The sequence below is a fragment of the Leptospira bandrabouensis genome (assembly GCF_004770905.1).
Taxonomy (GTDB): domain Bacteria; phylum Spirochaetota; class Leptospiria; order Leptospirales; family Leptospiraceae; genus Leptospira_A; species Leptospira_A bandrabouensis.
Genome location: NZ_RQHT01000014.1, coordinates 579,889 through 594,530 on the forward strand (window position 1 = coordinate 579,889; position 14,642 = coordinate 594,530).

General features: G+C 37.0%; 9 protein-coding genes. 7 read left to right on the forward strand and 2 right to left on the reverse strand.

Annotation, left to right across the window (positions count from 1 at the left end):
* Positions 1–58 precede the first annotated feature (58 nt).
* Both EHR07_RS09905 and EHR07_RS09910 read right to left on the reverse strand, forming a co-directional pair.
* Complete coding sequence (locus EHR07_RS09905) at positions 59–1,336, reverse strand: DUF1574 family protein (protein WP_135744942.1); 1,278 nt, start codon at positions 1,334–1,336, stop codon at positions 59–61.
* Positions 1,326–2,882, reverse strand: coding sequence for an MBOAT family O-acyltransferase (locus EHR07_RS09910; RefSeq protein WP_135744943.1), 1,557 nt, complete (start codon positions 2,880–2,882; stop codon positions 1,326–1,328). Before EHR07_RS09910 ends, EHR07_RS09905 begins: the two co-directional genes overlap by 11 nt.
* A gap of 59 nt (positions 2,883–2,941) precedes the next feature.
* Between EHR07_RS09910 and EHR07_RS09915 the strand changes: the two genes are divergently transcribed.
* The 7 genes from EHR07_RS09915 (at position 2,942) to EHR07_RS09945 (ending at position 14,579) form a co-directional block, all read left to right on the forward strand.
* On the forward strand, positions 2,942–4,849 hold the full coding sequence (locus tag EHR07_RS09915; RefSeq protein ID WP_135744944.1) for a RecQ family ATP-dependent DNA helicase: 1,908 nt from the start codon (positions 2,942–2,944) through the stop codon (positions 4,847–4,849).
* A 121-nt stretch (positions 4,850–4,970) separates the two neighbouring features.
* Positions 4,971–6,215, forward strand: a complete 1,245-nt coding sequence (locus EHR07_RS09920) for an amidohydrolase family protein (RefSeq protein WP_135744945.1) — start codon at positions 4,971–4,973, stop codon at positions 6,213–6,215.
* Positions 6,205–8,289, forward strand: a complete 2,085-nt coding sequence (locus tag EHR07_RS09925) for a sensor domain-containing protein (protein WP_135744946.1) — start codon at positions 6,205–6,207, stop codon at positions 8,287–8,289. The genes EHR07_RS09920 and EHR07_RS09925 overlap by 11 nt, the downstream gene beginning before the upstream one ends.
* A gap of 42 nt (positions 8,290–8,331) precedes the next feature.
* Positions 8,332–10,731, forward strand: coding sequence for a phenylalanine--tRNA ligase subunit beta (pheT, locus tag EHR07_RS09930; RefSeq protein ID WP_135744947.1), 2,400 nt, complete (start codon positions 8,332–8,334; stop codon positions 10,729–10,731).
* A 47-nt stretch (positions 10,732–10,778) separates the two neighbouring features.
* Positions 10,779–12,740 (forward strand): 7TM diverse intracellular signaling domain-containing protein, encoded by a 1,962-nt coding sequence (locus tag EHR07_RS09935; RefSeq protein WP_135744948.1) that lies wholly within the window; start codon positions 10,779–10,781, stop codon positions 12,738–12,740.
* Between the two features lie 25 nt (positions 12,741–12,765).
* Positions 12,766–13,323: a gamma carbonic anhydrase family protein gene (locus tag EHR07_RS09940; RefSeq protein ID WP_420871226.1), complete on the forward strand. Its 558-nt coding sequence runs from the start codon at positions 12,766–12,768 to the stop codon at positions 13,321–13,323.
* Between the two features lie 44 nt (positions 13,324–13,367).
* A complete protein-coding gene (locus EHR07_RS09945; RefSeq protein WP_135744950.1) occupies positions 13,368–14,579 on the forward strand; it encodes an MFS transporter in 1,212 nt (403 codons plus the stop codon).
* Positions 14,580–14,642: the final 63 nt, after the last annotated feature.

Genomic DNA, 14,642 nt, shown 5'->3' on the forward strand with positions numbered 1-14,642 from the left:
ATTGGGTTTCCTCTTATCCGGATGAAGTGCCTTATTCTCCCTCACCAGAAATCGGAAATCAATTGGATTTTTCTTTCGAATGCAAAAAACGAAACACCTGAGGAAGAACCGAATTGCGAAATTCTTCGTTTACTCGTTTTTCTCCCCGGCAGTCGTAATGAATATTATCTACAAACCGGTCACTCGGGTAGGAAGATTCGGGAAAGAAAAAGAGTTTGGCCTCTGGATTTTCTCTAAAAAAAAGTTTTAAATCGGCAAGTAGGTCCTTAGATTCCTGGGACTCTTGTTTTTCCAAAATCCAAGGCATATAAACCAATCCAAATTCAATCCCTTGTGCTTTTGTGTATTCGATCAATTCTTTCAAAACGATAAAGTCAGGTTTTTCATAGACATAAGGTTTTGGATTTTTTAATTCCTCATCCAATTCTTTTCGAATCATATCTTTGGAAAATAAAACAAGTTCTGGTTTCAATCGATTGGAAATATTATACTTTCCGAAATGACGAGTGATTTGGTCCTCGATCGTAAGATTGTCCTCTAATTGTGAAGAAGCAGGTTTACAAAGTCCCGCTTCTACATTTTCACAAGACTCACAAAAGAGAGATTTTTCTTTATAGCTTTTATCTACTTTCCAATTGGTTTGGCTTAGAGCGTTGCGAATGGCTCCATGAAACCTGTAAGATTGGTATAACAATGGTGCTGCTTTGGAAAGAATAAACAACCTTTCCACACCAGAATATTGTTCGGAAAGTTCTGCAAAGGTAAATTGGTGGAGGTATCTGTGACCAAAAAATTCCCAAAGGATTTGGTTTGCATCTTCCTGTTTTCCACTGTAACTAATGATATTGTTAGGAGTGGGTGTCCGAAAAAAATTCTTTTCGATTCCTTCGTTCCACCGGCGATTCATATAAGCAGAAATGGATTCGTTTTCTTTTACCGACTTAGCATCGGGATCATAAAGGGGAGGGCCATATCCCGTAGAATATAACTTAGGCGATGCGGCAAACAAAACCATTTTTGGTTTGGTATTTCCCTTTTTTAAATATTTGTCCAAAAAGAAACGATAGTATTTTGGGCCCATTGCAGGCAAACTATGATTATAAACAGAATATTCCGTCTCGGAATCTTTTGGATACCCAGCAAGGGCCATTGATCTGGAATCACCTAACACGATGATGTCGGCATTACCCTTTCCCGATTCGACAAAATTTTTCTTTAAGTTTACAAAAAAGATTTCGGGTTGTTCTAAATAATGGATTCCAAAAAATCGCACCACAAGTTCCAAAATCAAAAAAAATAAGAGGGAAATACCAATTCCTAAAAATTTAGAACGCAAAGTAAATTACCTCCTTTCCAAAAATCCCACGAGTGAGAATGAGAAAACCCATAAATGACAAGAGGAAAGCTTGAAACAAAGGATGTATTTGAAAAATCCAATATCTTTCTTTTTTAAAATAGGTAATCCCATCTAAAATCAAAAGTGGTATAAAGATACGGAAGTATTCACCTAAAATTCCAACCATATCTTTGATATTGTTATTTGGATGAAGATCCCAATTCCAAAAAGAAAGAAATTTTTTCATATAAAGAAACATCATTTGTGCATCATAAGAACGGAATGCAATTCCACTAAAGGCAACCAACATATAAATCAAAACCCGGCTAGATGTCCCCGAAAGAATACTGAAAAGTTTATCTGTTAAGGTTGGTGATTCAGTAGATACTGGTTCTGTTTTTTCTTCTTTCTTTTTAGCAAATCCTACTAAATAGACAATGGTATACACACCTTGCAAACATCCCCAAGCGATAAAGGTCCAATTGGCTCCGTGCCAAAGTCCCGATAAGAAAAAGATAATAAACAAGTTTCTATATTGTGCAAATTTTCCATATTTACTTCCCCCTAAGGAAATATAAATATAATCCCTAAACCACCTATTCAGTGTTACATGCCATCGATTCCAAAATTCCGTTGGCGTTTTAGAAAATTCGGGAGTTTCAAAATTTACAGTGAGTGTGACACCAAGAAGTCGAGAGATCCCAAGAGCAATAAAGGAATACCCTGCAAAGTCACAATAAATCTGAGGCAAAAATAAAACGGCCCCAGCAAAAATTTGGGATCCATCTAAGGTTTGAATGATTTCTGGATTTTGAGTGTATAAAGATTTACCTGCAAGGAATACTTGGTCTACATAAGTTGCTAAATTATCAGCAACATACACCTTCATAAAGTAACCTAGCAAGATGTCATATAGTCCTTTCTGAACTCCGTCTAAAGTAGGAAACTTTGGTTTTTTTAATTGAGGCAGAAGGTCCTGTGCTCTTTCGATCGGTCCTGCCACCAGTTGTGGAAAATAATTCACAAACAATGCAAAATCAAAAAAGTCTCTTTCTGCTTTGATTTGTCTGCGAAACACATCGATCGTATAGGACATGGTTTGGAAGGTATAAAAACTAATTCCCACAGGAAGGATGATATTTCTAAGTAAATAGGTATTGGAATTGGTGGCTTCCGTAGATCCCAACCATAATGCTAATTGGTTCCATGAATCAATGAGGTTCACTGCGAAAAAATCGTAGTACTTCATGGTAAAGAGTAGGCCCAAGTTGGCTATGATGGAAACTGATAGATAGAGACGGCGACGAATTTGGTTTTCTGAACCTTCGATGAGAATGGCCGCACAATAATCAATGATGGTGCTAATGAGAATGAGTGTGAGAAAAAACCATTCCCACCATCCATAAAAAAAATACGATGCAAGAAGTAACCATAGGTTTTGTGCGCGGTATGCCCATTTCTGTTTTCCGGCAAACCATCCGAATCCCAAGAAGATCGCATACACGACCACAAAGAATAACAAAAAGACAAAGGTATTAAAAAGCATCGGTCTTCGTAAGTATTTCCAGAACGCTGATTCTGTAAAATTGAAAAAATGAGGGTAAAATGGGGAATCTTATCGTTGACCCGTTCGGATTTGCAGAAATCTTGAGAGTTACCTTGGATCTACATTCGGAACTCAAAGCCAAATTCGGTTTTTCGGAATTTCGCCCAGGCCAAGAAGAGGCCATTCGTTCCGTTTTGAATGGCGAAGACACTTTAGCAATTTTGCCTACAGGTGCTGGAAAATCTCTTATCTACCAACTTCCTGCTGCTATCCAAAAAGACAAACTAACGCTAGTTATTTCCCCACTCATTGCCTTAATGAAAGACCAAACAGAGAGTTTACTTGCCAAAGGAATTCCTGCTGCTTTTTGTAATTCCACTCAAGATGAAGTGGAACAAATGACCATCCTTGCTAAATCGGTGAAAGGAGAAATTCGAGTCCTTCTTGTTTCTCCAGAAAGAGCACTTTCCAATGGATTTCTTCGTATCTTTCGAGAACTAAATTTATTTGCTCTTGTTGTGGATGAAGCCCACTGTGTTTCGCAATGGGGCCATGACTTTCGTCCCGAATACCGCCAAATACACGTTTTGCGGGAGCGTCACCCTCGTCCCCATTTCCCTATCCTGGCGCTAACAGCCACAGCCACTACAAAAGTGCAATCCGATGTGCAAGCAGCACTGGGGATGAAATCTCCTAACGTGGTTCTTTCTACTTTTTATAGACCCAATTTAAAATTCAGTGTGGAATATCCTGCAGCCGAAAGGGACAAAGCCGATAGACTCATCGAACTATTAGAACCCTGGAAAGATGGAAGAAAATTTCCGGGTCGTGCGATTGTTTACTGTGCCACTCGGAAAAAAACTGACGAAGTGTATGATCTACTAAAAGACTTTGGTTTCTCTGTGGGAAAATATCATGCCGGCAGAACAGATGGAATCAGGGAACGAACTCAAAATGCATATACTTCTGGAAAAGTACCCATCCTTGTGGCTACCAATGCTTTTGGGATGGGGATGGATCAACCTGATGTTCGTTTGGTGGTGCATTACCAAGTTCCTGCATCTTTAGAAGCCTATTACCAAGAAGCTGGTCGTGCTGGAAGAGATGGATTGGATTCGGAATGTGTTTTGTTTTTTAAAGCGGGTGATGTGGCCACACAAGCCTTTATGTTATCCAAAGAAACAAACTTCAAAGGGGGAGATACTCTTCTCAAATACATTAAGGAATATGCAAACAAAGAAGAATGTAGGCAGGTTCAACTTTGTTCCTACTTTGGTGAAACCATTTCTCCTTGTGGAAGTTGTGATATTTGTACTGAGGTGGGAACCAACCTCCATCGTTCTCATTTTTTAAAATCAGAAGCGGCCAAAGTCCAAAAGAAAAATGAAAAAAGAGATTATCCTCTCTCTGATTGGGAAGAAGAAACCATTCAGAATTTTTTAAAAGAACATCCTGCCGTATTTGGAAAAACCATCATCGCCAAAACTCTTGTAGGCAAACGTACAAAAGATGTCCTAAGATACAGGATGGAAAGAAATCCTTTCCACGGAAAATTGGATGGAATTCCAGAAGAAGCAGTGATCGCAAAATTAGAAACTTGGGTGGAAGAAAAAAAAGTTTTGGTGGCCGGAGCCAAATACCCCAAACTCTATTTACCCAATTTTGTAAAAACTAAATCTCGAACTACATCATCTAACTCTGATGATACGAATTCTTCACCATCGAAATTAAAAAAACCACCTACACTCAATTCTCAAATTTTAAGAGAACTTATGAATTACCGAGACAGGAAAGCAAGACAACTCAAATGGAAAAAGTTTATGGTGTTTCAAAATCCTGTCCTCAAACGAATTGCAGAAAGAAAACCAAGAACTCTTTCGGAACTGGAAGCCACAAAAGGTGTAGGACCGGCAAAAGTAGAACGCTTCGGAAATGATATCATTGAAATCTTATCCAAGTGGGACTAATTAACATTTTTTCCTAACTGTGTTAGAATTTATGAACAAAGTTCTAAACCCACTTGAGAACTAAGTAAATTCCCTTGAAACTTTCCATGACTCTTAGAATCTGCAGATTCATAGGGGCAAAATGGAAAAAATTGCAGGAAAGATCGTCACTCATGAAAGGGAATTTGAAGGTACAATTGAATTTGATTCAAGTACTGGACTCATCACAGGAGTGAGAGAAGGTATTGATCCTGATGCACATCAGTTTTCTGAAGGTTCGGTGATTTTTCCCGGTTTTGGTGATATTCACATCCATGCAAGAGAAGATGTAAGTGGAAAACATACTTACAAAGAAGATTTTGTTTCAGCGGGGAATGCTGCCATCAACGGCGGTGTGATTCATGTGGCTGATATGCCAAACAATCCTGTTCCTCCCATTGATGATGAGTCATACTCCGCCAAACAAGCGCTCACCAAAAAAGCTCCTATTCATATCACCTTGTATGCAGGCATTGGCCCTCATACCAAACCTTTGGAAAAAAAAGTTCCCTATAAAGTGTTTATGGGCCCATCCATTGGAGAATTATTTTTTCATGACAATGCTTCTTTAGAAGAAGTGATCAAACACTACGAAGGCCAAGACATTAGTTTTCATTGTGAAGATCCAGAGATTCTCGTGGCCAACCAATCACAACCCACACATGAAAAAAGACGTCCCAAAGAAGCAGAAACCGTAGCTACTGATTTTGCTTTGTATTTAATCGAAAAATACAATTTGAAAGGAAAACTCTGTCATTATTCTACAAAGGATGGTCTTTCAAAAATCGTCGCAGCTAAAAAAAGAGGAGTGAATGTGACTTGTGAAGTGACACCCACTCATTTGATGTTTGATACAGATATGTTAACAGAAACCAATCACAAATGGTTTCAAATGAACCCACCACTTCGTGGTAAAGAAGACCGTGAAGCAATGGTCCAAGGAATTTTAAATGGACATATCGACTACTTAGCAACAGACCATGCCCCGCATTCCATTGAAGAAAAACAAAAAGGGACAAGTGGAATCTCCCAACTGGATACGTATGGGTTATTTGTAACCTATATGATACTCAAACTAAACATTCCGATGACTACTGTAGCAAAAATTTGCGCCAAAAATCCGGGAGAGTTCGTAGCACCTTACTTACCCGACAAATTTGGGAAGGGTGTTGGAATTATTAATCAAGGTTATGCGGCGAATTTTTCTGTCTTAAATTTAAAAAAACCAGTTGAATTTAAAAAATCAATGGTTAAAAGTAAGTCCGGTTGGTCACCCTTTGAAGGATTCCAATTTCCTGGATCTATCGAAGCAGTTTACTTTTTAGGCAAAGAAATACATGCAAAATGAGCCATTAGGCAGTAATATTCTCTCCGGACTCACAGTTAAATCGCTCCTCGCCGAATATCCAAACAGTTTTCAAGTCATGGATTGGGAGGGAACTTTTATTTCCGTTACCGAAAGATTTGCCAAGTTTCTTGAATTTTCTCCAAAAGAGATTGCCGGTAAGTCAATTCTTGATTTTACACAAGAAGACGATAAAGAAAATACAAAATATACTTTTGATAGTTTGGGTGAGAATCCGAATATTTTAAATTTCGAAAACAGGCTCGTTACAAAATCCAAGGAAGAAGTTTGGATCATTTGGTTACTCATCCCATTACGAGAATCAAAAATCATTTTGGCTTTTGATCGGGATGTGACCATTCAAAAAGATATATCTTTTGAGTTCCTTCTCCAACAACAAAAGTACAAATCTATTTTTGATAACTTACCTATGGGCATTGCCATCACCGATGAAAAAGGTAAAATTGTAGAAACAAACAAAACAGCCAGAAATTATTTTAACATTCAAGATGGAGAACTTTTAAACAGAACTTTAAACATTCGAAAGTATACTCTTATCCAACCCAATGGAAATAAAATTTATCCACGTAAATCAAGTCTTATGCGTGCACTTCGTCACAAAGAAGTCATTCGAAATATGGAAATTGGTCTCATCAAAGAAGATAAAATTACTTGGTTTGATATTTTAGCGACTCCAATTCCACTTGAAAACTTTGGACTTGCCGTTGCCTTCCTCGACATCACACAAAGAAGACATGCAGAAGAAAAAATTGCCTATATGGCTTTTTTTGACCAACTAACAAACTTACCAAATCGTAATTCCCTTATCGACAAACTATTTCCTATTTTTGAAGAAGCAAGAAGACACGGAAATCTAGTTGGAATTCTTGCGATTGATTTGGATAACTTCAAAATCATCAATGATTCTCGAGGCCATGACTTCGGTGATAAAATTATCAAATTAGTTGCCTACCGAATTAGAGAAAGCATTCGCGTTTATGATTTGATTAGTAGACAAGGTGGAGATGAATTCACCGTTGTATTACCCGATTTATCAAACGAAAGAGATGCTGCGGTAATTTCTGAATCAATTTTAGATGCGATGACACATCCCTTTGTGATTGATGGGGAAAGAATTTTTGTAAACATATCCATCGGGATCGCACTTTATCCAACAGATGGAAAAGACTCCAACACACTTTTCAAAAATGCAGACAGTGCACTGAACTTGGCTAAATCCCAAGGTAAAAACTGTTATGTATTTTTTACGGAAGAACTGCAAACCGTTGTGGCGGAACGATTAGAAATCGAAAACCGAATGCGAATTGCCATCATCGAAAATCAATTTACTTTGATGTACCAACCTAAAATAGATCTTTATACAAAAAAACCAGTGGGTGTTGAGGCTCTGATACGTTGGCGTCATCCAGAACGAGGACTTATTTCTCCTAACGTATTTATTCCTATCTCTGAAGAAACAGGAATGATTTTAGCCATCGGGGAATGGGTGATTAAATCTGCCATCCAAACTATGCGAATTTGGAAAGATGCAGGGATAAACGATGTTTCTATGGCTGTAAATATCTCCACCAAACAGTTCAAACACGAGAAATTGATTTCTACCATCGCAGAAAATTTAAAACTTTTTAAAGTGGATCCACACGACTTGGAAGTGGAACTTACTGAAAGTTCGGTAATGGAAAACGCTGACGAAGCGGTTCGGACCATGCAAGAAATTCGGAAACTAGGTGCGAAAATTGCCATTGATGACTTTGGAACTGGCTACAGTAGTTTGGGTTATTTGAAAAAACTACCTATCTCTTCCTTAAAAATTGACCGCTCGTTTGTGTCTGAAATCACTTCCGACAAAGATTCAAAAACCATCATTCATGCAGTTTCCAACCTAGCGCATAACCTTGGTTTAATTGTAGTCGCCGAAGGGGCGGAAACGGAGGAACAAGTAAGTTTACTTGCAGAAAGTGGTGTGGATCTGATTCAGGGGTTTTTCTTTGCTAAACCGATGACTTCCGAGGATTGCCTTCATTTTCTGAAGACAGAACTTGGAATTTCGGATTGACCCGTTCGGTTTCCCACCGTTTCTATCAATTAAGGATTTCACTTGAAACTTTCAGTTGATTGGTTAAACGAATTTACCCCGCTCTCCCAGGTCCCATTCGAAAAGGTTCTGGAAAAAATTAATACATCCATTTGCGAAATTGATGATGTGGAAGAATTTAAAGTCCACCTATCTTCAGTTATCACAGTCAAAATCAAATCACTGGAAAAACATCCGAATGCAGAAAAACTGCAAACCACCATTGCTACAGATGGTTCTAAAGATTACCAAATTGTCACTGCAGCAACGAATGTAAAAGCCGGAGACATCGTTCCTTTGGCTCTACCAGGAACCAAATTAGATGGAAAAGAAATTTTAGATTCGGAACTAAGAGGGGTCCGTTCGCAAGGCATGTATTGTTCTGAAAAAGAATTGGGACTGGCTCTCGAATCCTCTGGAGTTTTAATTTTTCCTGCAGATACAACTCTCGGAATTTCTGTTCGCAAACTTTTTTTATGGGAAGATACCATTCTCACAATCGATAATAAATCCATTACACATAGACCCGATCTTTGGAATCATTTTGGATTTGCTCGTGAACTTGCCTCCCAACTCCAATTGCCTTTAAACGATTTTCCTTTCCAAGCAGATATAAAATTAGAATCAGGAAATGACGGACTTACGGTTACAGATTCAGAACATGCACATGCATATTACGTTTGTTCCATTCAAGATGTAAACATAACCCCGTCCAATCCTAAAATCAAATCAAGACTTGAAAAATGCGGTATTCGTTCAATTAACAATGTTGTAGATGTTTCCAATTATCTTTTATTGGAACTTGGACAACCCACCCATTTTTTTGATCGTGAAAGATTACAATCTACAACCTTCTCTGTGATAAAATCTAAAGATGGTGACACATTTCCTCTGTTAGATGATACATCGCCTAAATTACAAAAAGATCTCCTACTCATTCAAAATGGAAAAGATCCTGTTGCTTTAGCGGGGGTTATGGGAGGAAAAGATTCTGCTGTTATCGATTCTACAAAAAATATAGTAATGGAATCGGCAGTTTTCAAAAGAGAAGATGTTCGTTACACCATTCGCAAAACCAATATCCGCACTGAATCTGCGGTTCGTTACGAAAAAGGATTAGATAGTTATACTTGTTTGCCTGTCATTAAACGTGCCGTGCAACTTTTAAAAGAAAATGGAAATCCAAAAATTAAAGTATTTTCACCGCAAGGATTCAACCATACTGAATCAAAATCAGTTACGATCAAAACCAATCTTAGTTTCCTACGTCATAAATTAGGAAAAAATATTTCACAAAGTGAAGTTACAGAAATCTTAAAACGACTTGGATTTACTGTTACAAACGAAGGTGAAGAGTTAACAGTTCTTGTTCCTAAATACAGACAAAACTATGATGTCACCATTCCTGAAGACCTTGTGGAAGAAATTGGAAGGACTATTGGATATGCATCCATCCAAACACAAGCACTTTCCATGGCAGTGGAAACACCGATTCGAAATCCATTACGTGAATTAGAAAGAAGAGTTAAAAACTTCCTGGCATTAGAAATTGGATTTAACGAAGTATATAACTATTCTTTTGCTTCACCTACAGATGCAAAATTAGAAGCAACTTTAGAAAGTTCTTCACTAAAAATTGCAAATGAAATGCCCGACGAACACTCATTACTGCGAAATAGTTTATATCCAGGTTTAATTAAACAAGCGAAACTCAACCAAGACCGATTTGATTCCATTAATCTATTTGAATTGGGAAGAACTTATCATAAAGAGGGAAAAGGTTCAGAATTAGCAGAAGAAAAACGTTGGATGTCTATTCTTTCCCTCTCCAAAAATAAACCCAATGACCTAACAGCGGTGGAACTGGAGTTTCTACAATTAAGAGAAACCATCTCCGAACTTTTTCAATATCTGAACCTTCCAAAATTCCAATGGTCTAAAACTACCAGAAATTATTTCCATCCGAATGCAGCACTTGTTCTTTCTTATGAAGGCAACGAAATTGCAGAATTAGGGATTCTTCACACGCGTTATGCGGATGAATATGACTTAAAACGTAGGGCCATTTTATCCAAAATCAATATGGAATTATTAGTAGAAATTTGGGAAAAATGGGGAAGAAATTCACATTTTATTCCACCATCTAACTTCCCTCAAGGCCAACTTGATCTTTCTTTACTTATGAACGAAAAAGAGGCAACGGAACCTTTTGCGAACTTAGTCAAAACAATGAATATTCCAGAACTTGAATCCGTTTTTGTTCAGACCATCTTCAGAGGAGAATCTGTAGGAGAAGGAAAAAAATCTGTCACCTATCGATTTCAACTTATGTCCTATGATAAAACCTTTACGCAAGAAAGGTTTAAAGAACTTTCCGATTCGCTTGTCGAAGCGGCCAAAGTGAACGGATACAACTTAAGATAAAATTGCTTTGACAAAACCCGATTTTTATCGGGTAATCATCCGAGTTTATGCGGATACTCCTAACAGTCATTTTGTCGGGCCTACTTCTTTCTTGTTCACGATTGGAAATTCAAAAATCCATTACGGATGACAGTTTTGTTCCGCAAAAAATTGATTATGCCATTGCGACAAACTTAGAAACTAATTTTCAAAAACTTAGATGGACACCTATCTTTAAAAATAACTTAAGTTTAGGTTTTCAATCGGAACATGTTTACCTACGAATCAAGGCAATCAACCCAACACCAGTTAATAAACTCATACTCGATTTAGGAAATCCACATCTTGATATGGTTCGTGTATATGAGGAAGGGAATCCAGAACCGTTAAAAGAAGGCGGAGATTTTATAGCACATTCGCATTGGGATGCTTTTTCCAAATCAATTGCCTTCGAATTAGATTGGAAAGAGAATGAAACCAAAACATTGATTTTAGAAACGAAATCATCATCCAACATTAGTTACTTAATCCGTTTTTATTCAAAGGAAACATTTTACTTAAAAGAAAATTTAGAAAATACCATACTAGGTTTTTTCTATGGGACCATATTTATAATGGTCATTTACAATTTATTTATCTTTTTTATACTGAAAGAAAAAGCATATATCACCTATTCCATTTCTATTTTTTTTAACCTTATGTTACAGATGTATTTAAATGGAATTTTAAACCAAATATTCACTTTAGATCACCCAGAAATTCACAATCGGATTGGAAGTATTATTGTAACTTGTTCGGCTCTTTCGGGTTGGACATTTGCACAACAAACTTTAAACCTTAGAGAGTTAAATCCTTGGTCGCATCGTTTGATCCAATCCTTAAAAGTTATAGTTCTGTTTTATATTTTAATTCCTTATTCTTATTTACCCATTGACATTGCGGTTCGTTTGGGAAATTTGATTGCTCAAGTATTTGTGGTATCGGTGCTTCTTGTAGCCATTGTAAATTATAGCACTGGAAATAAACAAGCTAGGTTGTTTCTCATAGGATGGGGTACATTACTTTTTGGAATTCTAATGTATACTTTGATGCAAAATGGAATTCTACCAGTGAATGTATTTACAATCTACGGAAACCAAATTGGTTCTACATTAGAAGCGGCCATTCTTTCGTTAGCCCTTGCCAACAAAATTAATGAATTAAAAGAAGAAAAATCCAAAACACAAGCAGAAGCTCTCGTTACACTTGAAGAGAAAGTAAGAGAAAGAACCAAAACTTTAGATGAATCTTTAAATTTGATTAAAAAAGATTTGAATGTTGCAAAAAAAATTCAAAAAACTTTATTCTCAGATATTAAAACAAGTGATCCAAGAATTCACTTTCATTCGTTCTACCAGTCAATGTCAGAAGTTGGTGGCGATTTTTACGACCTAACACAAGTAAAACCTGACTATTATCGGATTTTTGTAGCAGATGCCACAGGTCATGGAATCCAAGCGGCTCTTATCACAATGGCAATTAAAGCAGAATACGAATCACTCAAAATGATTTATGATCATCCTGATGATTTAGTCTTTCACATGAACCAAATATTTATCAATAAATATAGTAATATTCAAACTATATTTACTTGTTCCGTTTGTGATATTGATTTAAAAAACAAAATGCTCTTTTATGCTTCGGCAGGACATCCAGACCAAATTCATCAACGAATTTATGATATAAAACTCCTTCCAAGAACTGGAAAAATTATCGGACTTATGGATCATACCCAATACCGACTCATTGAACATCAAATTGAAGAAGGTGATCGTATTTTTCTTTTTACTGATGGAATTTTTGAACAATTTAACGAAGAAAAAGAACTTTTTGGTGAAGATCGTCTGTATGAAATTTTAAAAGAGAACTTAAAGATGAGTTTGGATCATACAATGGCAAAAGTACTAAGTGAACTAACATCGTTTACAGAAGGTGCTGCAAAACAAGACGACATCACATTTATCGGTTGCGAAATTCAAAGTCTAAGTTGACTTTGATACCATGTCCTATTCCGAAATTCCCGTTTTCGCAAAACCATTCATTCACCCTGCCGCCACAGCCTTTGGTATGATCGAATATGGAACTTCTGTTTCCTTATGGCCTGGAGCTGTAGTCCGAGCCGATATGAATACCATTAAATTAGGAAATTACGTCAATATCCAGGACAATTCCACTTTACATACCGATAGCACAAGCCCCATCTCTATCGGCGAATGGACATTAGTTGGTCATAATGTAATGATTCACGGTTGTAAAATTGGAAAAGGAGTTCTTGTTGGAATTGGTTCTATCGTTCTCGACAATGCAGAAATTGGTGATGGGTCTCAAATCGCAGCTGGTTGTATGATTCGTGGTGGGAAAAAAATTCCTCCACGTTCTCTTGTAGTTCCCAATGGTTCTGATATTAAAATTTTTCCTGGCAAAGCGAAACCAGAACTAACCGTAGCTGGCTGCATTGAATACGCACATTTATCGGTTCGTTTTGAAAAAAATATTTTTGTCCCCTTTCAAAAGGAAGAAGAAGTTCATTTTGTAAACCAAGCCAAAGAAATTATAGAAAAGTTAGGTATCTAACTTTTGAAACAAACAATTCTTATTGCCTAAACCTGAATCCTTTTATGAAAAAAATTATAAATAAACTGCAAGTTCTTGGGATTTTTTCCATCACACAAACTGTATTTCAAATTGGAACCGTAATGATTATGGCAGTTTCGGCTCTCGCCGGACAAACCATTGCACCTTCCCCCGAATCTGCTTCCTTGCCAATTTCTTTTGTTGTTTTAGGAACACTCATTGGTCTTGTGCCTGCTTCTCGATTGATGAAATGGAAAGGTAGCAAATTCGGTTTACTCACAGGAACCCTCATTGGAATTTTTGGTGCAATCCTAGCCTCCTATTCCATGTATGAAAAAAACTTTATCCTTTTTTCCATTGCACATTTGTTATATGGTTTTCATCAAGCATTTGTCCAATACCTACGTTTCGTAGCTATGGAATCAGTACCTACGCATGATAGGGCAAATGCTCTTTCATGGATATTGGTTGCAGGAATTCCTGCGGCTTTTTTGGGTCCACTGGCTGGACTCCAAGGAAAAGAACTTTTTCCAAACTCTTTATATTTAGGATGTTATTTAATTTTAATCTCTAGTTTGTGTTTACAGTTTTTCTTTATTTTATTTTTACCAACACCTAACAAAGAAATATCGAATTCTTCAAAAGACAATTTAGATCTTTCACCAAGATTAGTTGCTCGGCCTTTTTCTTACCATATCCAAAATTTAGGACTCTGGGTATCTATTTTAGCAACTGCTTTTAGTTTTGGACTGATGGCTATGCTCATGTCTGCAGTTCCCGTGGCAATGAAATCACATGGCCACGAAATGCATGCTTCAACAAAGGTTTTACAATGGCATGTGTTAGGAATGTACATTCCTTCTTTTTTCTCAGGTCAATTGGTTCGTAAAATGACAGCTCCTTATTTGATTCTTTTAGGAATCTTGGTGATGGGACTCGAAAGTTTTGCCGCCTTACAAGGTACAGACTTTTTACCCTTTGCTCTGGCACTGATTTTACTTGGAATCGGTTGGAATTTCATGTATGTAGGTGGAACAAACTTACTTGTAGAACAATACCATCCTTCAGAAAAAAACACAATCCAAGCCGTCAATGATACCATTGTATATTCGTTTGCGATCCTCTCTACCTATAGCGCAGGTTATTTGGAGCATAAAATAGGTTGGTTATCTCTCAATTTAGTGAGTATCCCATTTTTGGTATTAGTTGCTATTTTTACAATGTATTACATACAAACCAAACAGCAGAGAAAGTAACCAAACGTCATTCGTTACAATGCAAAATTTAGTATTTAGAATTTTTAAAACAATAATATAGAA